The organism is Pseudomonas sp. SJZ077 (assembly GCF_007993905.1).
GTDB classification, from domain to species: Bacteria; Pseudomonadota; Gammaproteobacteria; order Pseudomonadales; family Pseudomonadaceae; genus Aquipseudomonas; species Aquipseudomonas mandelii.
This window is the reverse complement of the sequence record NZ_VIUJ01000027.1, coordinates 12,504-34,566: the sequence shown is the minus strand read 5'-3', so window position 1 is coordinate 34,566 and position 22,063 is coordinate 12,504. Positions and strand designations below refer to the sequence as shown.

20 protein-coding genes are annotated in these 22,063 nt (G+C 61.7%); 6 read left to right on the top strand and 14 right to left on the bottom strand.

The window, feature by feature from the left end; all coding sequences use genetic code 11:
• Positions 1–20: 20 nt before the first annotated feature.
• A complete protein-coding gene (locus FBY01_RS28315) occupies positions 21–296 on the top strand; it encodes a peptidylprolyl isomerase (protein WP_007898282.1) in 276 nt (91 codons plus the stop codon).
• Between the two features lie 121 nt (positions 297–417).
• On the opposite strand, the gene FBY01_RS28310 is transcribed toward FBY01_RS28315, so the two are convergent.
• The 8 genes from FBY01_RS28310 to FBY01_RS28275 form a co-directional block, all read right to left on the bottom strand.
• Entirely contained in the window at positions 418–1,353 is a 936-nt protein-coding gene (locus FBY01_RS28310; RefSeq protein ID WP_083376588.1) for a sugar kinase, read from the bottom strand.
• Between the two features lie 140 nt (positions 1,354–1,493).
• A complete protein-coding gene (locus FBY01_RS28305) occupies positions 1,494–2,711 on the bottom strand; it encodes an amino acid deaminase (protein ID WP_145310514.1) in 1,218 nt (405 codons plus the stop codon).
• 39 nt (positions 2,712–2,750) lie between these two features.
• Complete coding sequence (locus FBY01_RS28300) at positions 2,751–3,515, bottom strand: IclR family transcriptional regulator (RefSeq protein WP_010460880.1); 765 nt, start codon at positions 3,513–3,515, stop codon at positions 2,751–2,753.
• A gap of 157 nt (positions 3,516–3,672) precedes the next feature.
• Positions 3,673–4,062 (bottom strand): RidA family protein, encoded by a 390-nt coding sequence (locus FBY01_RS28295; RefSeq protein ID WP_010460883.1) that lies wholly within the window; start codon positions 4,060–4,062, stop codon positions 3,673–3,675.
• 32 nt (positions 4,063–4,094) lie between these two features.
• The gene (locus FBY01_RS28290; RefSeq protein ID WP_077747698.1) at positions 4,095–4,886 is read right to left on the bottom strand and encodes an amino acid ABC transporter ATP-binding protein; all 792 of its coding nucleotides are present in this window, start codon (positions 4,884–4,886) and stop codon (positions 4,095–4,097) included.
• The gene (locus tag FBY01_RS28285) at positions 4,883–5,545 is read right to left on the bottom strand and encodes an amino acid ABC transporter permease (protein WP_077747697.1); all 663 of its coding nucleotides are present in this window, start codon (positions 5,543–5,545) and stop codon (positions 4,883–4,885) included. The genes FBY01_RS28290 and FBY01_RS28285 overlap by 4 nt, the downstream gene beginning before the upstream one ends.
• A 9-nt stretch (positions 5,546–5,554) precedes the next feature.
• On the bottom strand, positions 5,555–6,217 hold the full coding sequence (locus tag FBY01_RS28280) for an amino acid ABC transporter permease (protein ID WP_010460889.1): 663 nt from the start codon (positions 6,215–6,217) through the stop codon (positions 5,555–5,557).
• Positions 6,218–6,269: 52 nt separating this feature from the next.
• Positions 6,270–7,118 carry a transporter substrate-binding domain-containing protein gene (locus FBY01_RS28275; RefSeq protein ID WP_010460890.1) on the bottom strand — a complete coding sequence of 283 codons (849 nt, stop codon included), beginning with the start codon at positions 7,116–7,118 and terminating at the stop codon, positions 6,270–6,272.
• 343 nt (positions 7,119–7,461) lie between these two features.
• On the opposite strand from FBY01_RS28275, the gene FBY01_RS28270 reads away from it, so the two are divergent.
• Entirely contained in the window at positions 7,462–7,902 is a 441-nt protein-coding gene (locus tag FBY01_RS28270) for a thioredoxin family protein (protein WP_145310516.1), read from the top strand.
• 104 nt (positions 7,903–8,006) lie between these two features.
• Here the strand turns inward: FBY01_RS28270 and FBY01_RS28265 are convergent, their stop codons facing one another.
• Positions 8,007–8,873 carry a LysR family transcriptional regulator gene (locus FBY01_RS28265; RefSeq protein ID WP_145310518.1) on the bottom strand — a complete coding sequence of 289 codons (867 nt, stop codon included), beginning with the start codon at positions 8,871–8,873 and terminating at the stop codon, positions 8,007–8,009.
• A gap of 164 nt (positions 8,874–9,037) precedes the next feature.
• On the opposite strand from FBY01_RS28265, the gene FBY01_RS28260 reads away from it, so the two are divergent.
• Complete coding sequence (locus FBY01_RS28260) at positions 9,038–10,576, top strand: MFS transporter (protein WP_145310521.1); 1,539 nt, start codon at positions 9,038–9,040, stop codon at positions 10,574–10,576.
• 63 nt (positions 10,577–10,639) lie between these two features.
• Positions 10,640–10,897 carry a DUF2790 domain-containing protein gene (locus FBY01_RS28255; protein ID WP_145310523.1) on the top strand — a complete coding sequence of 86 codons (258 nt, stop codon included), beginning with the start codon at positions 10,640–10,642 and terminating at the stop codon, positions 10,895–10,897.
• On the opposite strand, the gene FBY01_RS28250 is transcribed toward FBY01_RS28255, so the two are convergent.
• Positions 10,894–11,298, bottom strand: coding sequence for a MerR family transcriptional regulator (locus FBY01_RS28250; protein ID WP_010460898.1), 405 nt, complete (start codon positions 11,296–11,298; stop codon positions 10,894–10,896). The two genes, FBY01_RS28255 and FBY01_RS28250, sit on opposite strands and share 4 nt — an antisense overlap.
• 77 nt (positions 11,299–11,375) lie before the next feature.
• On the opposite strand from FBY01_RS28250, the gene FBY01_RS28245 reads away from it, so the two are divergent.
• On the top strand, positions 11,376–12,599 hold the full coding sequence (locus FBY01_RS28245) for an NADH:flavin oxidoreductase/NADH oxidase family protein (protein WP_145310525.1): 1,224 nt from the start codon (positions 11,376–11,378) through the stop codon (positions 12,597–12,599).
• 83 nt (positions 12,600–12,682) lie between these two features.
• Positions 12,683–14,407, top strand: a complete 1,725-nt coding sequence (poxB, locus tag FBY01_RS28240; RefSeq protein ID WP_145310527.1) for a ubiquinone-dependent pyruvate dehydrogenase — start codon at positions 12,683–12,685, stop codon at positions 14,405–14,407.
• A 117-nt stretch (positions 14,408–14,524) separates the two neighbouring features.
• Here the strand turns inward: poxB and FBY01_RS28235 are convergent, their stop codons facing one another.
• From FBY01_RS28235 to cobN, 4 genes are all read right to left on the bottom strand, one after another.
• Positions 14,525–16,171 (bottom strand): phospholipase D-like domain-containing protein, encoded by a 1,647-nt coding sequence (locus FBY01_RS28235; RefSeq protein WP_145310528.1) that lies wholly within the window; start codon positions 16,169–16,171, stop codon positions 14,525–14,527.
• Positions 16,172–16,338: 167 nt separating this feature from the next.
• Positions 16,339–16,950 (bottom strand): VWA domain-containing protein, encoded by a 612-nt coding sequence (locus FBY01_RS28230; RefSeq protein ID WP_145310530.1) that lies wholly within the window; start codon positions 16,948–16,950, stop codon positions 16,339–16,341.
• Between the two features lie 53 nt (positions 16,951–17,003).
• Entirely contained in the window at positions 17,004–18,002 is a 999-nt protein-coding gene (locus FBY01_RS28225) for an ATP-binding protein (protein WP_145310532.1), read from the bottom strand.
• Positions 18,003–18,151: 149 nt separating this feature from the next.
• Positions 18,152–22,060, bottom strand: a complete 3,909-nt coding sequence (cobN, locus tag FBY01_RS28220) for a cobaltochelatase subunit CobN (RefSeq protein ID WP_145310534.1) — start codon at positions 22,058–22,060, stop codon at positions 18,152–18,154.
• Positions 22,061–22,063 lie beyond the last annotated feature (3 nt).

Below are 22,063 nucleotides of genomic sequence, written 5' to 3'. Positions count from 1 at the left end.
CCGTTGCAAGGTATGCCCCCATGAAAGCTCAAGCCCGCCATATTCTGGTGAAAACCTCGGAAGAAGCCGAGCAGCTCAAACAACGCATCGCCAAGGGCGAAGCCTTTGATGTGCTGGCCAAGAAGTACTCCACCTGCCCGTCCGGCAAACGCGGGGGCGACCTGGGTGAAGTGCGGCCCGGGCAAATGGTCGGGGTGATCGACGCAGTGATCTTCAAAAAACCGCTGCGGGTGGTGCATGGACCGATCAAGAGCAAGTTCGGGTATCACCTGGTGCAGGTGTTTTACCGGGATTGATGGGTTTGGCTTAAAGGCCCTGTGGCGAGGGAGCTTGCTCCCGCTGGGCTGCGTAGCGGCCCCAATTTACGGCTGCTGCGCACCCGAACGGGAGCAACCTCCCTTGCCACAAAAGCTTATTTCAATCTTTGGGAATCAGTGCTCCAGGCACTTGAATCACCCGACTCGCCAACCGATGCCCCGCCTCGGCCGCCTCAACCGCACTTCCACCCTTGAGCCGACTGGCCAAATACGCCGCGCTGAACGAATCCCCCGCCGCCGTGGTGTCCACCACGCGCTCGACCTTCTGCGCGGGCACCTCGAACGACTCGCCATCACAGCGAATCAGACACGCCTCGGCGCCACGCTTGAGCACCACTTCGGGGGTGCCAATCTGCTCGTAAGCGGCAAACACCGCCTCGCCATCGGAAAAATGAAACAGCGCCTGCTCGTCATCGACGGTCAGCAACGCCAGATCGACATAGGGCAAGACGCTGCGATAAGCCGCCCGCGCCTCTTCGACTGACGCCCACAAGCGTGGCCGGTAGTTGTTGTCGAACACGATCCGCGCATCCCGCTGACGGGCCTCGATCAGGGTTTCCAGCAGTTTCACCCGACCTTGCACGCCGAGCACCGCCAGGGTGATGCCGCTGAAATACAGCACGTCGTAATCCGGCAGCGCGGCCAGGATCGGCGCGGCGGCCGGGGTGGTGAAGCAGTCGCGCACGGCCGCTTCGTTACGCCAATAGAGGAAGCGGCGCTCGCCCGCCGCATCAGTCTGGATGCAGTACAAACCGGGCAGTCGTCCGGGCAGGCGCTGAACCATGCCCAACCCGATGTGTTCGTCGGCCCAGGTCTGGCACATGGCATCGCTGAAACTGTCGTCGCCCAGTGCAGTGACGTAATCGACGATGCCGCGGGTGCCGAGTTCCCGGGACAGGTAGACCGCAGTGTTCAAGGTATCGCCGCCGAAGCTCTGTTGCAGCGTGCCATCGGCGCGTTGTTGCAGCTCGATCATGCACTCGCCGATCAAGGCGATGCGCGGGGTGTTGGGGCCGAGGGTGTTGATGGTGTTCATTGTTGTGGGGTCTCTGGTATTGCGGTGTTGTCTGGGAGGATGCCATCGCGATCAGGCTCACTCCCACATTGGATCTTCAGTGTTCACAAGATCCCTGTGGGAGCCGGCTTGCTGGCGAAGGCCGCGCCTCGGTCCGAAGCCTAGAAACAGGTTTCCATTGTTTCGATGACGTTCAGCTGCTCATCCACCAGACACCCCGTGCGCCACTTGTCGAACGTCAGGCACGGGTGCGAAGTGCCGAACGAAATGATGTCGCCCACCCGCAACTCAACCCCCGGCGCCACGGTCATGAACGCGTGCTGGTCCATCACCGCCGTCACTTTGCAGGCGCTGACATCGTCGCCGGTGGCAGGCACCACGCCGGCCTTGTAACGCAGCAGCGGCACCGGCAACCCCGCGTCGTAGGCGACGTCGCGTTTGCCCAGGGCGATCACCGCGAAACCCGGCTCCGGCAACGACTGCACATGCGCCCAGACTTCCAGCGCCGGGCGCAGGCCCTCGTGCAGATCGCTGCGGCGGTCGAGCACGCAGCATTGCGCTTCCTTGTAGATGCCATGGTCGTGAGCCACGTAGCTGCCGGGGCGCAACACACTGAGGAAACGTCCACCCGCGTTCTGCGTTTCGAAGGATTCGGCGATCAAGTCGTACCAGGCCGAACCCGACGCGGTGATGATCGGCTTGGGAATCGCAAAGGCGCCGCTGTCCTGCAACTGCACGGCCAGACGCACCAGGGAGGCGGCGAATTCACGAATGCCTGTGACCGCATGATCACCGTGGATCACGCCCTCGTAGCCTTCGATGCCGGTCAGTGCCAGCGCCGGTTGGGCGTTGATGGCTTTGGCCAGCGCGATCACTTCGTCTTCACTGCGGCAACCGCAACGACCACCGACCACGCCGTACTCGATCATCACGTTCAGGCGCACACCGCGCGAGGCGAAGTACGCGCCCAGGTCAGCGACGTTGTCCGGGTGATCGACCATGCAATGGAAGTCGAACGTCGGGTCCGCCAGCAAGTCGGCGATCAGCGCCATGTTCGGCGTACCGACCAATTGGTTGGCCATCAGCACCCGACGCACACCGTGGGCATAGGCCGCGCGGGTTTGCGTGGCGCTGGCCAGGGTGATGCCCCAGGCGCCGGCGTCCAGTTGGCGCCGGAACAGCGCGGGCGTCATGCTGGTTTTGCCGTGGGGCGCGAGTTCGGCGCCGCTGTTGCTGACAAACGCCTGCATCCAGCGAATGTTGTGTTCCAGCGCTTCGCGGTGCAGCACCAGCGCAGGCAGGCTGACGTCGCGCACGAGATTGGCGCCAGTCTGGGCAAAGCCCTTTTCCACAGCGGCAGTGTTTTGGGCAGAAGACATGGTCGAACTCCTCACATTCGCGGCTGCAGACAGCCGCTTTTATTCGTTGATACGCCGGGCCAGGCTATTGGCGCTGTCGATCAGCACCCGGCGATAGTCGTTGTAATTGTTCTTGGCGTCGTCCCGTGGGGCGACGATGCACAGGGTCGCAATGGCCACGCCGCTCGGGTCTTTGACCGGGGCGGCGAAGCAATGGGTGAAGGTGTCGGCGACGCTATCGAAAGAGAAGAAGCCATCGATACCGGCCTGACGGATTTCCTTGAGAAACTGCTCCAGCGGCAGGCGTTCGCCGTCGGGCAGGATGAAGTCGTCGTGGTCGATCAGGTCAATGATCTCCTGATCACTCAGGTGCGCCAGCAGCAGGCGCCCGGACGCAGTCCAGGGGATTGGCGCGTTCTCGCCGATGTCCGAGGAAATACGGAAATGCCGCTCGCCCTCTTTCATCAGCGCGACGGTGTATTTGCGCCCGTTAAGCAGGCACATCTGCGCGGTTTCATGGGTCTGGCTGACGATGTCCTGCAAAGCGTGATCGGCTTCGCGGGTCAGGTCGAAATGGCGCAAATGCGCTTGCCCGAGAAAGTACAACTGACGGCCGAGGTAGACGTGACCGTCCTTGCCCACGGGTTCGAGAATGCGACGTTCCAGCAGGGAAGCGACCAGTTCGTAGATCGTGGATTTCGGGCTGTCGATGCCGCTGGCGATTTCATTCGGGCGCAGCGGTTTGCCGACTTCCTTGAGGAAATCGAGGATATCGAACGCCCGGTCCAGACCGCGAGCCCGGCGCTTGATGGTGTCTTCGGTCATGTCAGTGGTTCCCATACAAATTCGCCGGGGAGTTTACCGCTAATGATCGTTCCCACGCTCGGCGTGGGAATGCCTCAATGGACGCTCTGAGTCCGCTTTGCGACGCGGAGCGCCCCGGGCTGCATTCCCCCGCAGAGCGTGGGATCGATCATTAGGCTCAGGCCTTTTTCTTGTACGCGATGCAGTCGATCTCGACCTTGCAATCGACCATCATGTTCGCCTGCACACAGGCCCGGGCTGGTGCGTGCTCGCTTTTGAAGTACTCGGAGAAGACCTTGTTGAAACTGGTGAAATCCCGCGGATCCTCCAGCCACACGCCAGCACGCACCACGTCTTCCAGGCCATAACCGGCCTCTTCGAGAATCGCGATCAGGTTCTTCATGGCCTGGTGGGTCTGCTCGACGATGCCACCGGTAATGATCTCGCCGTCCACCGCCGGCACCTGCCCGGAAACGTGCAGCCAGCCATCGGCTTCAACGGCTCGGGCGAAAGGGCGAGGCTGACCGCCAGCGGCGGTGCTGCCGGTGCCGTAACGAGTAATGCTCATGAGTGTTTCTCCTGATCGAAAAAATATAAAAGTTAAAACCGCGTGTTCTTGAGAAATTCGGCAAGACGCGGCGATTGCGGGCGTTCGAACAGCTCCTTGGGAGGCCCCTGCTCCTCGATCCGCCCCTGGTTCATGAAGACGATCTTGTCCGAGACCTCGAAGGCAAAACGCATCTCGTGGGTGACCAGCAACATGGTCATGCCTTCGTCGGCCAGGCCCTTGATCACGTTCAGCACTTCGCCGACCAGTTCCGGGTCCAGGGCCGAGGTCACTTCGTCGAACAGCATCAGGCTCGGGTTCATCGCAATCGCCCGGGCAATCGCCACGCGCTGTTGCTGACCGCCGGACAACTGGCCGGGATAGTGATCACGACGCTCCAGCAGGCCAACCCGCTCCAGCCATTTCTCCGCCAGCGCCACCGCTTCGTCCTTGTGCAGTTTCTTGACCTTGAGCAAGCCAAGAGTGACGTTCTGCAGTGCGGTCAGGTGCGGGAACAGGTTGAACTGCTGGAACGCCATGCCGGTCATTGCCCGGTGCCGGGCGATGACTTTTTCCGGGTGACGCACGCGCTTGCCGTTGACCTCGTCATAGCCGATGGACTCGCCATCGAGCACGATCTGCCCGCCCTGGAATTCTTCGAGCATGTTCACGCAACGCAGCAGCGTGGTCTTGCCCGAGCCGCTGGAGCCGATCAGCGTGACCACGTTGCCGCGCTGCATGGTCAGGTCGACGCCCTTGAGCACTTCAAGCTTGCCGTACTGTTTGTGCAGGCCGCGAATGTCCAGCAGGGCCTGGTTCTGTGTCGAAACTTGAGGTTGAGTCATGGCAAGGCCACCCGCTTTTCAATGTGCCGGCCGAGTAATTCGATGGCGTAGTTGATGACGAAAAACAGAAATCCGGCGAACAGGTAAAACTCCAGCGTCATGAAGGTGCGCGCGATGATCTGCTGCGTGCTGAGCAACAATTCCGCCACACCGATGACCGACAGCAAGGTCGACGCCTTGACGATTTCGGTCGACGAGTTGACCCAGGTCGGCAGGATCTGCCGCAACGCCTGAGGCAACAACACGTAGCCGAGCGCCTGATAAAACGTCAGGCCGATGGCCTTGCTTGCCTCCATCTGGCCACTGGGCAACGCTTGCAACGCGCCGCGCACAATCTCCGCGACGTGGGAGCCGCAGAACAGCGTCAGCCCCAAGGCACCGGCCTGAAACGCGCTGATTTGCCAGCCCAATGCGGGCGCCATGTAGAAGCAGGCCAGCACCAGTACAAACACTGGTGTGCCGCGAATAATGTCCACGTAAAACCGGAACGGTGCGCGCATCCAGAACTTGCCGTAGGTCAGCACCAGACCGGTAACAATACCGACCATCGTACCCAGCAAAATCGCCAGGGCCGAGACCTGCACACTGGTCAAAAAGCCCTGCCACAGAACTTCCCGCGCCACCCATAACTCATGCAACCAACTGGGGGATTCGTACATGGTGGCCTCCTATCGGCGGATCGCCAGACGCTGCTCGAGGTAACGCAGCATCATGGCAATGAGGTAACAGGCCGCAACATAGAGCGCTGTGGTCACCAGCCAGGTTTCGATCACCCGGTAGCTCTCGACATTGATCTTGCGTGCGTAGTAAGTCAGCTCCGGCACCGCAATCGCGGCGGCCAGCGAGGTGTCCTTGAACAGCGAAATGAAGTTGTTCGACAAGGCCGGCAACACATTGCGCAGCATCACCGGCACGGTGACGTAGGCCTTGACCTGCCACTCGCCCAACCCGATCGCCAGGCCCGCTTCACGCTGCCCCTTGGGAATGCTCAACAAGCCACCACGGAACACTTCAGTCAGGTACGCCCCGGCGTAAAGCGACAGGGTGATGATGAACGACGGGATCTTGTCCAGCCGGATCCCCAGGCTCGGCAAGGCGAAGTAGATCAACAGAATCAACACCAGAATCGGCGTATTACGGACCACCGTCACATACACCGACGCCAGCACCCGCAATGCACGGTGCTTTGACAGCAAAGCAAACGCCATCATCAGGCCGATCACGCAACCGATGGCGATCGACACCAGCGCCAGCTCAAGGCCCAGACCGAGCCCCGCCAGCAAGGTGTCGAAATCGCGCCACACGGCGGCAAAGTTCAACTGATAGTTCATGGTCAGCAGTACCTTGAACGGGGCGCGTCATCGGCGCCCCGCTCTCACGGGATCATTTGAATTCGACAGGGAAACCGATGGCCGGGGTTGGCAGATCTACACCGAACCATTGCTTGAAGGACGCCGCGTAAGTCGGGAACTCAACGCCGGTCATGGCTTCATGCAAGGTGGTGTTGACGAAGTTCAGCCAGTCCTGATCGCCGCGCTTGACCGCGCAGGCGTAGGTCTGCGGGCTCCAGGCGTAGGCCGGGCTGCGATAGCGGCCAGGGTTCTGCACCATCAGGTATTTCACCGACGATTGATCGGTGGCGGCGGCGTCGGCCCGGCCGGAATTCACGGCCTGATACATCAGATCAACACTGTCGTACTGATCGACCTTGGCCTTGGGCAAGGCTTGATGCACCAGCTCTTCGGCGTACACGTTCTGCAGCACCGCCACGGTCACGCTGTCGTTGGCGGCCTTGAGGTCTTCGATTTCCTTGTACTTGCTGTTGGCCGGCAGCAGCAGTCCGACACCTTCGCGGTAGTACGGCAGGGTGAACGCCACTTGCTGGGCACGGCTGGCGGTCACGGTGATGAACTGGCAACTGATGTCGACCTTGTCCGTCAGCAGGTTGGGAATCCGCGCATCGGACGACTGCACCACGAATTCAACCTTGGTCGGGTCATTGAACAAACCCTTGGCAATCATTTTCCCGATATCAATATCAAACCCCTGCAACTTGCCATCCGCTCCCTGGAAGTGCCACGGCGCATTGGTACTGCCCGTGCCCACGATCAGTTTCCCGCGGGCCAGCACGCTATCGAGCTTGCTGTCCGCCGCCTGGGCCACGCCCATGGCAGCAGCCGAAGCAGCGACAAGAAAAATACACGCTTTAAACAAGGAAGGTCGGCGTTGCATGGCAAGCACTCCAGGGTGATGTTTATTCCGCTATACCGGACATAGGTGTGTAACAACGGAATAGACAGCAGAAAGTGTGCCACAGGTTGCGAGGGGAATGTCGGGTAGATTGGAAAGTGTTGTGAATCAAATGGATGGGTGAACGTTAAAAATGCACGTTACGAAACGCACAGGGGAACGAACGCTACCTTTGGCTACACGGTTCGGGTACTTGCACCACATTCGTCTTGAGGCGGTTCAAATTGGGGCAGCGTGTTACCTGTAATTTCTGACAGTAGACCCACCCGTCTCCGATCCTTTACCGTCGACAGACACTCAATGCACAGTGAAAAAGGAGTTCACCATGCGCTCGGCTGCCCACAACACGCTGGCCCCGACCTACCGCAAAGCCCTGAAAACCTGGCGCCCAGTGATTTTGTACTTCGGCAGCCAGCACTGTCCTGCCTGCGAAATGGCTGGGCCGGTCTTTCGTGGGATCGCCGAGACTTATCGGCACCAAGCGCACATCTACATGCTGAACACGGTTGACTCGCCTCGACACCCGAACGTCACCGGTACGCCGACTGTGCTGTTTTATAAGGACGGGAAACTGCTGAAGAAGCTCAAGGGGATCGGCACTGAGGAAGCGTTGAGGGCGGATTTCGCCAGGCACATTGGCAGGGTGAAACCGGCGAGGGAGAAGCGTAAACCGACGCACGATATGACATGGTTGCGACGGACCTTGCGCCGGCTGTGCACGGTGCCTCGTGCCACTGAGCGGTTGAATCGTCGGGTTTGCTGTTAGGTTGGGGCATTGGTGGCGTTGGGTAGATTGCTTTCGCGAGCAGGCTCGCTCCTACATTGGATCTTCAGTGTTCACAAGATCCCTGCTCGCGAAAGCTTTTGGCCTTAGCGATTTTTGACCTGCTCGATGTACCTGGACACCGCCGCCGATTTCTCGAACCGTCGATGAATCAACGACAACCACGACGTCGCCTCGCAGCCCTTGATCGTGCGGTACAACACACCGGGCAACCCGACATGCCCGACCACCGACGCCGGCACGACCGCCACGCCCTGCCCCAACGATACCAGCGCGATCACTGCCACCAGCCCGCCCGGCTGCGCGCCCAGTTTCGGTGCAAACCCGCCCTCGGCGGCGACTTGCAAAGTGCCGCTGATTTGCTCCGGCAGGATGAACGTCTCGTTTTGCAGATGCTCCGGAGCAATCTCTGGCAGTCGGCACAACCAGGACTCGGAGGACAGCGCCAGCACAAAGCCTTCTGAGTCCAGACGAATAGCCTCCAGTCCGTCGGGCAGGGTCATCGGTGAGCGGACATAGCCCACATCAAATCGCCCCTCGACCACCATGGCTGGCAATGACGCCATAGGGCTTTCCCGAACATTCAAGCTGACGTCCGGGCATTCACGACCAAAAGCCTGCACCTGTTTTTGCAGCACCCCCGAGTACACCGCCGACGCCACGTAACCGAGTTCGATATGGCCAATATCCCCGCGTCCGGCCCGTTGGGCATTGTGCTGGGCGTACTCGAATTGCCGCACCGTCGCCTCGGCTTCGATCATTAACGCCGCGCCGGCCTCGGTCAGGCTGACTTCACGTGTCTGGCGCACGAACAGTCGCGTGCCGAGTTCGTTCTCCATGTCCTGGATCTGCCGGGTCAAGGTCGGCGGCGCGATACCGAGTTGTTCGGCGGCGCGGGTAAAGTTGCCTTGCCGGGCAACGGCCAGAAAGTAGCGGAAATGCCGTATGTCCATGGGTGCATTAGCTCAAAGGTAATGAAGTCCCGGTGCCGGGCTAACAGAGCCGACAATCGACCGCGATAAGCTCAATGGCAATCACAGTAGAGAGCCAACGCCATGTACGTCAAACACCTTTGCGCCGCCACAATCAACGACCTTGCCCAAAAGGCAATCAGGCCGTGAGCCGGGTCAGTCCGCGCCTGACGCTGCTGACGGCCTCCGGCGTCTGCTCGCTGATCGTGCTCGACACCAACATCGTCGCCGTCACCCTGCCGACCATCGCACGGGACCTTGGCGCGGACTTTGCCGACATTGAATGGGTGGTCAGCGCTTACATGCTGGCGTTCGCAGCGTTGTTGCTGCCCGCCGGGAGCATCGCCGACCGCTTTGGCCGGCAGAAAACCCTGCTCTGGGGGCTGGGGATTTTCATCCTTGCCTCCATCGGTTGCGGCGCGGCGCCCACGGCGTTGTTCCTTGACATTGCGCGGGCGGTCAAGGGTGTCGGCGCGGCACTGTTGCTGACCTCGGCCCTAGCCTCCATCGGCCACACCTTTCACGATGAAGTCGAACGGGCCAAGGCCTGGGCGTTCTGGGGTGCGTGCATGGGCGTGGCGATGACCGCTGCGCCGACGGTCGGCGGGCTGATCACCGAATATGTTGGCTGGCGCTGGATCTTCTACCTCAACCTGCCGGTGGGCGCATTCTTGATGTTCATGGTATGGCGCGCCGTGCCGGAATCCAGGGACCCCCAATCGGCGCGACTCGATCCCTGGGGCAGCCTGGCGTTCAGTGCGAGTTTGCTGTGCCTGATCTGGGGCTTGATCGAAGCCAATCGAATCGGTTGGAGCAACCCGCTCACCTACGCCCGGATCATCGGGGGCGCGCTGCTATTGGGGCTGTTTGTACTGATTGAGCGGATGCAACAGCGGCCGATGGTCGACCTGAAATTATTCAGGCATCCGCGTTTCATCGGCGCCCTCCTTGGCATGTTTGCCTACGCCGGTTGCGCTCAGGTGATGATGACGTTGCTGCCGTTCTACCTGCAAAACGGCCTGGGCTTCTCGGCCATCGCGTCGGGGCTGGGGATGTTGCCGTTTGCCGTGACCATGTTGATTTGCTCGCGCATCGGCGCTCGGCTGGCCAATCGACTTGCCCCAGCCACGCTGATGGCGGCGGGTTTGACCCTGGTCGGCAGCGGCAACCTGCTCAGCGCCTGGGCCGTCAGCAGCGGCGGCTACTTGCCCTTCGCACTGGCCATCGCCGTGACGGGCGCCGGTGCCGGCCTACTCAATGGCGACACGCAAAAGAACATCATGGCCTGCGTCCCTCGCGAGCGCACCGGCATGGCCTCAGGCATGAGCACCACCATGCGTTTCAGCGCGATCGTGCTGGCCATCGGTGTCTTTGGCGCGCTGCTGTCCAGCCACACCGAATTGCTGTTGCGCACCAGCCTGTCGACGCAGGGTCCGCAATGGCTCGGCCAGAACCAGGGCATTGCCTCACGGGTGGTCGCAGGAGACATGACGGCGGCGATGAACCTGCTGCCGGAAACCGCGCGTGCGTTGGTCGAGCCACTGGCGCGTCAGGCCTTCGTCGGCGGCTTCAGCCTGCTGCTTCTGGTCGCGGGTTTGCTGGCCCTGCTGGGGGCACTGGTGGTCGGCACGCTGATGCGCAATCCGATCCCTGCGCCGAAAAGTTTTTCCCTGAGCCTGGAATAAACCCCAACGGGGCTCGTCGTACTGCCACTGAAATCGTTCAGTAGTCATTATGAGAGCCCCATCATGAAACGCATTCTGTCCGCCCTGTTTCTCATCAGCCTGAGCGGTGTTGCAGCGGCCGCCTCCGTCGACAACTCCAGCACGCCGAAAGTCGAGGACTACAAGTACTCGACGCCGCTCCATATCGCCAAAGTACTTAACATGACCCGCGACGATGGTTGCGGTCCCCTGCCACGGGAGATGACTTACATTGATACTGCGGGCACCACCCATGTCCTGCGTTACCAGGCCTTTGGCGATAACTGCCTCGGTCAAAATTAATGCTGGATCAACGCCAGCACTCGCTCGGCATTCTCACCGCACGCCATTCCTTCGGGCCGCGTCTGGATGTTCTCGATCAACCCCAGCAACTGCGCCTTGTTTTGCGCCAGGTGCAGTTGCATCGCTTCGATCTGTTCGACTTTGCGCCCCAGGCTCGCCACCAGTGCATCGTCGTCGAACTCGCCTGTTACGGTGTCTGGCAACAATAACTTGAGCTCGTCGAGGCTGAACCCGGCCTGCTGTGCGCACTGAATAATCTTCAGGGTTTGCAGAACTTGCGGCGGGTAACGCCGATAGCCGTTGGCCATGCGCTCCACTTGCCGGATCAGGCCTTGAGCCTCGTAGAACCGAATGCGCGACGCGTTCAACCCGCTCAATTGCGCCAATTCACCAATCTTCATCTCGGCCTCATTTGCCTGCTTGACATTAAAGTTAACTTTAAGCTTAGCCTCTTCGCATTACTGATGAGGAGTCAAGCATGTCACCCTTTCAAACGCTGAAGTTACCCAACGGCCAGACCCTCGACAATCGCATCGCCAAAGCTGCGATGGATGAGAACCTTGCCGATACCGGACAAGCGCCTTCTACTGCGCTGCTCAAGTTGTATCAGGCTTGGGCCGAAGGTGAAACGGGCCTGTTGCTGACCGGCAACGTGATGATCGATCGCCGCGCCATGACCAGCCCTGCAGGTGTCGTGCTGGAAGACGAGCGCCATCTTGAGCTGTTCCGTCAGTGGGCCACCATTGGCCGCTCCGGTGGCGCGCATGTGTGGATGCAGCTCAACCATCCCGGGCGCCAGATCATGGCCAACCTCGGTCAGCAAGCCTGGGCACCCTCCGCCGTGGCGCTGGACCTGGGTTCTTTTTCCAAGATGTTTGCCGAGCCCAAACCGATGTCGGAAAGCGATATCGCCGAGGTTATCCAACGCTTCGCCACCAGTGCCGCCCTTGCAGAAAAAGCCGGTTTCACCGGCGTGCAGATTCACGCGGCACACGGCTACCTGATCAGCCAGTTTCTGTCGCCCTTGACCAACCGTCGGGCTGACCAGTGGGGCGGCTCCCTGGAGAATCGCGCCCGGCTGTTGCTGGCCGTGGTCAGCGCCGTTCGCCAAGCGGTGTCGCCTCAGTTTTGCGTCTCGGTAAAGCTCAACTCGGCAGACTTCCAGCGCGGCGGTTTCGACGCTGACGACGCCCGCCAAGTGATCCAGTGGCTCAACGACCAACCACTGGATTTGCTCGAACTCTCTGGGGGCAGCTACGAAGCACCAGCCATGCAAGGCGATGCCCGCGACGGCAGGACCCTGGCCCGAGAGGCGTACTTTCTGGAAATGGCCGGCGAACTGGCTAGCGTTGCGAGCATGCCGGTGATGGTAACGGGTGGGATTCGACGTCTGGCCATCGTCGAACAGGTGCTCGACAGCGGCATCGCCATGGCCGGTATCGGCACGGCGCTCGCCATTGAACCGCAGCTGGTCAAACGCTGGCGCGAAGGCCAGGACAGCCACCCGCAATTGCCGCCGATCCTCTGGAAACGTAAACCGCTGGCCGCCCTGGCGAACATGGCCGTAGTGAAGTTCCAGCTCAATCGCCTGAGCCGCGGACGCAAGACCCGGCCACAGGTTTCAGCGCTATGGGCGCTGATCGTTGATCAGCTGTATCTCGCCCGGCGCACGCGTCAGTACCGGCAGGCGATGGGCAAGTAATCTCAAATCGGGGTGAGTCATGGTTGCCGCAGCGTTGTCCTCTTTTAACCCTGAGGACCATTCATTAACCACTGGAGCACCCCATGGCGAAAATCACCCTTGCCCAGCAACTGGCGACCACCCTTGAACAAGCAGGTGTGAAACGCATCTGGGGCCTGACGGGCGACAGCCTCAATGGCCTGACCGAAGCCCTGCGCACCATGGACAGCATCGAGTGGATGCACGTGCGCCACGAGGAAGTCGCCGCGTTCGCCGCCGGCGCCGATGCGGCGGTTACCGGGGAACTGGCGGTCTGCGCCGGGAGTTGCGGGCCGGGCAATCTGCACTTGATCAACGGGCTCTTCGATTGCCATAAAAACCATGTACCGGTGTTGGCCATCGCGGCGCAGATTCCGTCTTCGGAAGTAGGCCTGAATTACTTTCAGGAAACCCACCCGCAGGAACTGTTCAAGGAATGCAGCCACTTCGTCGAGCTGGTGAGCAGCCCGGCGCAGATGCCCCAGGTGCTGCATCGGGCGATGCGCAGTGCCATCCTCAATCGCGGTGTCGCGGTGGTGGTGATTCCCGGCGACGTCGCGCTGCAGGAGGTCGAAGACAACCTCAAACCCTGGCCGGCGCTGTCCAAACCTCGCACCCTGCCCGCGCCTCACGACCTGGATCGGCTGGTCGAATTGCTGAGTCAAAGCAACGCCGTGACGCTGATGTGCGGCGCCGGGTGCGCGGGCGCCCACGATCAGGTGGTGGCATTGGCCGACGCCCTCGGCGCGCCAGTGGTGCATGCGTTGCGCGGCAAGGAGCATGTGGAGTGGGACAATCCGTTCGACGTCGGCATGACCGGGCTGATCGGCTTCAGCTCCGGTTATCACGCGATGCTCAACTGCGACACGCTGGTGATGCTCGGGACTGACTTTCCCTATCGCCAGTTCTACCCAACCGACGCCACCATCATTCAGATCGACCACGACCCGCAAGCCCTCGGACGGCGGACCACGCTGGATCTGGGCATCGCCGCCGATGTTGGTGAAACCCTCGCCGCGTTGCTGCCGCGCCTGCCTTATCGTGGCGACCGGAGCTTTCTCGAATCATCCCTCAAGCACTACCAGAAGGCCCGTCAGGGGCTGGATGACCTGGCTCAACCGTCGGCGTCGGGTCGGCCGATTCATCCGCAGTACCTCACTCGCCTGCTCAGTGAGCTGGCCGATGACGATGCGATCTTCACCGCCGACGTGGGCACGCCGACCGTCTGGGCCGCGCGTTATCTGAAAATGAACGGCAAGCGCCGATTGCTCGGCTCGTTCAACCACGGTTCCATGGCGAACGCGATGCCCCAGGCCATTGGCGCGCAAGCGTCATTTCCCGGGCGGCAGGTAATTTCGCTGTCTGGCGATGGCGGCTTCAGCATGTTGATGGGGGACTTCATTTCGCTGGCGCAACTCAAGCTGCCGGTGAAAATCATCGTCTACGACAATGCCTCGCTCGGGTTCGTGGCCATGGAAATGAAATCCAGCGGGCTGCTGGACACCGGTACGGACCTGCACAATCCGGACTTCGCGGCGATGGCCAATGCCATGGGGATCCTGGGGATTCGTGTCGAGGAATCCGAAGCGCTGGAACCGGCCTTGCGCCGCGCGCTGGCGCATGACGGGCCCGTGCTGGTGGACGTGGTGACGGCGACCCAGGAACTGGCGATGCCCCCGACGATCAAGCTGGAACAGGCCAAAGGGTTCAGTTTGTACATGCTCAAAGCGGTGATGAGCGGGCGTGGGGATGAGGTGATTGAGTTGGCGCGTACTAATCTGTTCCGCTGACGCGCCTGGACCGCATCGCCCCCTTCGCGAGCAGGCTCGCTCCCACAGGATTTGTGAACGCCCGAGATCCAGTGTGGGAGCGAGCCTGCTCGCGATGGGGCCCCGTGAGGCCAACGATTACTGCCCGGAAAAACGCAGTCGCGACAACTGTCGCAAATTCCCCTCGACATAATAATCATCCGTCCAACTGTCATCCGCCGCCAACGGCTGGACCTGCTTTAGCGCCAGTTTTTTCGCGTAATAGCGAAACCGGTAATGCTCATAAAACCGCAGCAACTCCAGACCATAACGGTCCGCCAGGTCGGTATCGCCGCGGATGATCAAGTAGTTCTCGTCATTGCTGTTGCTGGCCGCCGCACTGAGGTTATGACTGCCGCTGATGATCGTTGGCGTATCGCTGGTGAAATCCGTGACGATCGCTTTGGTGTGCACCAGCAGGTTGCCCTTCTGTCCTTCCTTGCTTTCAAGGAGCCAGCCTTCAATGCCGGTATTGAGCAACGCAACCGTGGTGAATTCGGCGCTGCGGTCGGCATGAAACCCGGTGATCTTGCTCACGGAGTTCTGCAGGCCGTAGCGCAGAATGTCGTCGTGGGGCTTACCGAGCAACGCGTTGAGGATGGCGTCGGGCAAGGTAAAGGCAGTGACGAACAGCAGGTCTTTCTTCGCCGCATTGATGATGTCGACGAACTCATGCAAGTCGCCCTGACCCGAGCGCGGGGAGAATCCGGCGAACAACGGTTGGCTCGGGTCCATCGGGTTGTGTTCGGTAATCCACTGCCGCGCGGCACCGACATCCGCCGGTGTGTCCCAGACCTGCTCGAACGTTTGCAGATAACGGGCGCCGACCCGAGCATCGTCCAGCACATGCACCACGTTGGCCTGACGGTAAATGCCGTTGGGCGTGAAGTTGGTGCTGCCGCAGAGCACGGCTTCAGGCTGACGCAGACCCGCGGCATCGAACCGGCTCAGGACGATGAACTTGTTATGGAAAATACTGTGGGTGACGCGCCCGCGCTTGTTTGCCGCCGGGATCTTTTCCAGGCTGGCCTCGTTAAAGGCGGTGGTGTCTTCGCCCGGTTGCGCGTGATACAGAACGCGAACGTGCACCCCGCGCTCCCGCGCCGCGTTCACCGCCTCGACAATCACCGGTAACTGGTATTCGTAGATGGCGACATCCAGTGCCCATTCGCTGCCGACGGCACGCTCGATAAACCCCAGCAAACGCCCGAGCAGACCGTTTTCCAGCCATCGACGCGGGGCATCGGGCCAAGATTCCAGGGGCAACCTTTCCTTGCCGCCAAGGAGCGCGTCGAGCTCTGGAAACTTGCGCTGGAACGCCTGGCTGGCGGCCACGGCGCGGTTGAAATTGACACTCTGGTTGCCGGGATGGCCGTCGTCGGAAGTGACCGTCACCTCCAGGGATTCGCCCAGTTGCGGCGCATCGGCGCTGCCGTAAGCCAGATAGACCCGGTATTGGATCGTCAGCCCCGGATTGACCGCGTAATCGGCCCAGCGAAATTTCTGCAACGGCGCGATATTGCTGGGGGTGGCGTGGTATTGAGGGAAGCTATGGGTCTTGCCCGGGAACGTCAGGCTGTTGAATAAAAACTGCCAGGGTTTGCTGCCCTGCTGCTTTTCGATGGCGAAACCCAGCAGGCCTTTGCGGCGGGGTTCGGCCACATCCATGGCCAACAGCACGCCATTGGTGCCGGCATAGGCTTTGACGCGGAAATCGTTCTGATGGTTAACGGCAAGTGCGCGCATGATTCACTCCTTTGATCGAATGCACTCAGAGCATAGGGGAGCGATGCGGATTCACCATGAATATCCGGAACCGGGGTGATGCCATCGCGAGCAGGCTCGCTCCCACAAGGGATCTGCGGCGTAAACAAATCCTGCACGCGATGGGGCCTTTGCAGACAACACAGTCCTCAGCCTGAAACCAGCTCATCAATGTGGCGATAATCCGCTTGCAACTCTGCCGCCATCTGTCTGGCCCGACCTAACCGAATCGCCCCGCGCTCGATATCAATCAATAACCCCGGGCAGTCCAGCACCGGCAACCCCGGCCAGTCCTTCAATCGCCCATCGGTCACCAGCAGCAGCCTTTGCTGTTCCGCCGGAAAGCGTTTTTTCCGTGCCGCCAGCCAACGCCCCGCTTCATCCAGCGCCGCCAACAACGGCGTGCCGCCGCCCGCACCCAGGCCATCGAGCCAGGCACGCAACCCCGTCGACGCTTTCAAGCCTTGCACCTGCCACTTCGGCGCCTGACCGCTGGCGGTCAACAAGGCCAGGCGCGCGCGTTGGCGGTACGCGTCGTCGAACACTTGCGCAAGTAAACCCTTGGCATCGCTCAACGCCTGATGACGGCGTGTCGAGGCCGACGCGTCGACGATCACCAGCCACAGCTCATGGGAGGAACGTGTGCGCAGGTGGAACAGCACATCTTTGCGTTGACGCGGCCGACCATTGAGCAAAGTGCCGGGCCAGTTGATCGAGCCACTGCGCGCAGCGTGACGCTTGCCCTGTTTACCGTTATCCAGTCGGCCTGCGCGGGGTCTGGCATTCGCCCCCGCGTCAGATCGAGGGCGAATGCCTAGGGCTTTTTTGGCCAGCTCGGCACTTCACGTCGGGCGCCGACCGGCAGGGCCTGAGCGGGCATTTCGCCCCATTGGCCCTGGCCTTCGCTCGGGCTGGAAGATTGCGCCGAGGGCGACTGATTGTGGTGCGGCGCTGGTGGCGATTGCTCGCGACGACGATGACGCAGGGCAAACTCGGCGACGGCGTCGATGTCTTCCTCGGCGATGGCGCCCGCCCCTCGCCATGCGACGTGGGCACGGGCCGCGCGCAACCAGACCAGATCGGCGCGCAGGCCATCGACACCGGCGGCAAAACAGCGCTCGGTAATCTGCGTCAGTGCGGCATCATCCAGGGGGATGCTCGCCAATGCGCCGCGCGCCTTCTGGCAACGTTCACGCAGGGACTGCTGCTGGCTTTCCCACTCGACGCAGAAACCCTGGGGATCGGTGTCGAAATCCAGACGCCGGCGAATAATCTGGCCACGCTCGACCGGTGCGGTGTGACCACTGAGGGCGACGTTCAGGCCAAAACGGTCGAGCAGTTGCGGACGCAGCTCGCCCTCTTCCGGGTTCATGGTGCCGATCAGGACGAACTTCGCCGAATGCCGATGGGATATACCGTCGCGCTCGATCAAGTTGGTGCCGCTGGCGGCCACGTCGAGCAACAGGTCAACGAAGTGATCGGGCAGCAGATTGACTTCATCGACGTACAGCACACCGCCGTCGGCCTTGGCCAGTACGCCGGGGGAAAATTGCGCGCGGCCTTCGCTCAGGGCGGCGTCGAGATCGAGGGTGCCGACCAGCCGTTCTTCGGTGGCACCGAGGGGCAAGGTGACGAATTGACCGCTGGCCAGCAAGTCCGCCAGGCCTCGGGCGAGGGTCGACTTGGCCATGCCGCGCGGGCCTTCGATCAGCACGCCGCCGATTTTCGGGTCGATGGCGGTCAGGTAGAGGGCGAGCTTCAGATCGTCGGCGCCGACCACGGCGGAGAGCGGGAAATGCGGGGTGTCGGTCATATTCAATACTCGGTCATGGTCTGTAGCAGGCACACTTTGTACCTGTAGGAGCGAGGCTTGCCCGCGAAGGCGTCTATTCAGTCGATATCACTATTGAATGTGAAGGCCTCATCGCGGGCAAGCCTCGCTCGTACGGGGTTTGCGGTGTATCAGCCGTCTTCTTCTATGTCCAGCAACAGGTTTTCCAGCGCCTCGCGATACGCGCCCGGCTCCTGCCACATTCCCCGCTGCTGCGCTTCGAGCATGCGCTCGGTCATGTCGCGCAGCGCATGCGGATTATGCTCACGCACAAAATCCCGGGTTGCCGGATCGAGCAAATACGCATCCGCCAGCAACGCATATTGATGATCGTCGATCAACTGGGTCGTGGCGTCGAACGCAAACAGGTTATCGACCGTCGCGGCCAATTCGAATGCGCCTTTATAGCCGTGACGCTTCACGCCGTCGATCCACTTCGGATTCGCCGCCCGGGAGCGGATCACCCGGTTCAACTCTTCCTTCAAGGTGCGGATCTTCGGCAAGTCCGGCTGACTGTGATCACCGTGGTAACTGGCCGCCGCTTCGCCGCTGAGGCTTTCCACGGCAGCGAGCATGCCGCCCTGGAATTGGTAATAGTCGTTGGAATCGAGCAGGTCATGCTCGCGATTGTCCTGGTTTTGCAGCACCGCCTGCACCTGGCTCAGACGCTGGGCGAATTGTTCGCGGGCGGCGGTGCCTTCATCGGACCCGCCGTAAGCGTAGCCGCCCCAGTTCAGGTAAACCTCGGCCAGATCTTCGCGGCTTTGCCACAGACGACCGTCGATGGCACCCTGCACGCCTGCGCCATAAGCACCGGGCTTGGCCCCGAAGATGCGCCAACCGGCCTGACGCTTGGCCGCGTCTTCATCAAGGCCCGATTGCATCAGTGCTTCACGTTCGGCGCGCACTTTGGCGGCCAACGGGTTGAGATCGTCCGGCTCGTCCAGCGCGGCGACCGCTTGCACGGCAGCGTCGAACAGGCGGATCAGATTGGCGAAGGCATCACGAAAGAATCCGGACACGCGCAAGGTCACATCCACGCGAGGACGGTCGAGCAAGCTCAGTGGCAGGATTTCAAAGTCGTCGACCCGCTGACTGCCGGTGGCCCAGACCGGACGCACGCCCATCAGCGCCATGGCCTGGGCGATGTCATCGCCGCCGGTGCGCATGGTCGCGGTGCCCCAGACGGACAGGCCGAGCTGACGCAGGTGATCGCCGTGGTCTTGCAGATGCCGTTCGAGAATCAGGTTGGCCGACTGGAAACCGATGCGCCACGCCGTGGTAGTTGGCAGGTTGCGCACGTCCACCGAGTAGAAATTGCGCCCGGTCGGCAGCACGTCCAGACGACCGCGACTCGGCGCGCCACTGGGGCCGGCCGGGACGAAACGACCGCTCAGGGCATCGAGCAGGCCGCGCATTTCTGCCGGGCCGCAGGCGTCCAGGCGCGGGGCGACGACTTCGCGCAGGCTGTCGAGGATGGCGCGGACGTCGGACCAACCCGCTTCCTGTGGTAACAGGCCTTTGTGGCGAGGGAGTTTGTCGGAATGCAGCATCATCGCGCTGGATTGCGCAGCAGTCCCACTTTCCGGGTCCGCTTCGCGAACCAACGGGAGCAAGCTCCCTCGCCACAGAGGCTCGTTCCCATGAGGTTCGGCGTTGGTATTCAGAGTTTGCGCAATGAGTTGAGCTGCGAACAGTTCGAGGCGTTCGCGGGTATCCCCGGCGGTGCGCCAAGCCTCCTCGTCAAGCGATTGCAGTTCCACAGGACGCGGCCCCGCCCATGGCTCGGCCAACGCACAATCCAGCGGATCAAACCCCAGTTCAAACGCTTTGGCCAACGCCCGCAACAGGCTTGATTGCGCGCCACGACCGTCGCCACGGGGGATGCGCAACAGCGCCAATAACGTATCGATGCGCAAGCGCCCGGTCGGCGACTCGCCAAAGATGTGCAGGCCATCGCGGATCTGCGACTCTTTCAAGTCGCACAAGTACGTGTCCAGCCGTGGCAACCAGATCGCCGCATCGACGTCGCTGTTGAGCTTTTCGTCCAGTTGCAGTTCACGGTCGATGTGCGTGTCGCGCACCAGTTGCAGGATGTCGCGCTGCAACTCTCGGGCGCGGCGCGGATCGAGCAATTGCGCTTCGTAATACTCGTCGGCCAGCAGTTCGAGATTGCGCAGCGGGCCGTAGGTTTCGGCGCGGGTCAGCGGCGGCATCAGGTGGTCGATGATCACCGCTTGGGTGCGACGCTTGGCCTGGGCGCCCTCGCCCGGGTCGTTGACGATGAATGGATAAATGTTCGGCAGTGGCCCGAGCAGCGCATCCGGCCAGCAGTTTTCCGACAGCCCGACGCCTTTGCCCGGCAGCCATTCGAGGTTGCCGTGCTTGCCGACGTGGATCACGCCGTGGGCGCCATAGGTATGGCGCAGCCAGAAGTAGAACGCCAGGTAGCCGTGGGGCGGTACCAGGTCCGGGTCGTGATACACCGCACTCGGATCAACCTGATAACCCCGCGCCGGTTGAATGCCGACGAAGGTCAGGCCAAAGCGCAGCCCGGCGACCATCATGCGGCCGTCACGGCACATCGGATCGCTTTCGGGCGTGCCCCAGCGCTCCAGCACCGCTTGCTGATTGGCTTTGGGCAATTGGTGGAACATCAGCCGATAGTCGTCCATCGCCAAACTTTGCGCGCAGGGACGCTGATCAAGGGTGTCGAGGTCGTTGCTGACGCCGCCAAGCAACTGTTGAATCAACGCAGTGCCGCTGTCCGGCAACCCGGCAGGCAGCGGATAGCCTTCGGTGTGCAGCGCCCGCAGGATGTTGAGCGCGGCGGCCGGGGTGTCGAGGCCGACACCGTTGCCGATGCGCCCGTCACGGGTCGGGTAGTTGGCGAGGATCAGCGCGATGCGTTTTTCGCTGTTCGGTACCCGGGCCAGATCGATCCAGCGCCGCGCCAGTTCGGCGACGAAATCCATGCGCTCCGGTTGCGCCCGATAGCACACCACGTCCGACTGACTGCGCTCGCTGCGCCACGCCAGGTCCTTGAAGCTGATCGGCCGGCTGATGATCCGTCCGTCCAGTTCCGGCAACGCGATGTGCATCGCCAGATCACGGGGGCCGAGGCCCTGTTCACTGGCGAGCCAACCCGGCTCGTTGTCCTGGGCGCAGATCGCCTGGATCACCGGAATGTTGCGTCGAAACGGCCGCAGATGCGGCGCTTCGGGGCTGGATTGAGCGAAACCGGTGGTGTTCAAGATCACCCCCGCCTCGACGTCGTCCAGCAGGTCCTCGACCACCGTCAGGCAGCCGGGTTCTTTCAGACTGGCCACAGCAATCGGCAACGGATTCAAACCCGCCGCCTGCAAACGCTGGCAGAAAACATCGATGAACGCGGTGTTCGCCGCCTGTAAATGCGATCGATAGAACAGCACCGCTGCCACCGGTTGACCGGCCTGCCAATCGGCTTGCCAATCGTGAAGGTCGGCGGGGCTCTTTTGCGGGTGGTATATCGCCGTGCGCGGCAGGGTTTGCGGCTCGGCCCAGGCGTAATCGCGATCCAGCCAGCGATTGGCCAGGCAGCGGAAAAAATCCAGGGCATTGGCCATGCCGCCCTGACGCAAAAACTGCCAGAGCCGGTCGCGGTCGGCGGCGGTTACGGTGCTCAGGTCGCTGAGTTCCGGGTCCGGGCGGTCATCGCCGGGCACCAGAATCAGCTGAACACCGCGCTGGGACAGCTCCACCAGACGCTCGACCCCGTAACGCCAATAGGCGATGCCGCCGTGCAACGAAATCAGAATGACCTTGGCGTGGCGCAACACTTCGTCGACATACAGGTCGACCGACGCGTGATTCTGCACCTGCATCGGGTTGGCCAGGCGCACGCTCGGGTAGTTGTCCGGCAACTGCTGCGCCGCTTCGGCGAGCAGCGCCAGGCTGGAATCGCCGCTGCACAGGATCACCAGCTCGGCGGGGGTTTGTCCAAGGTCGGCAATGTTGTCATCCGACACGAAACCGCCGGGCTGGGTCCTGAGCAGGTGCATGGC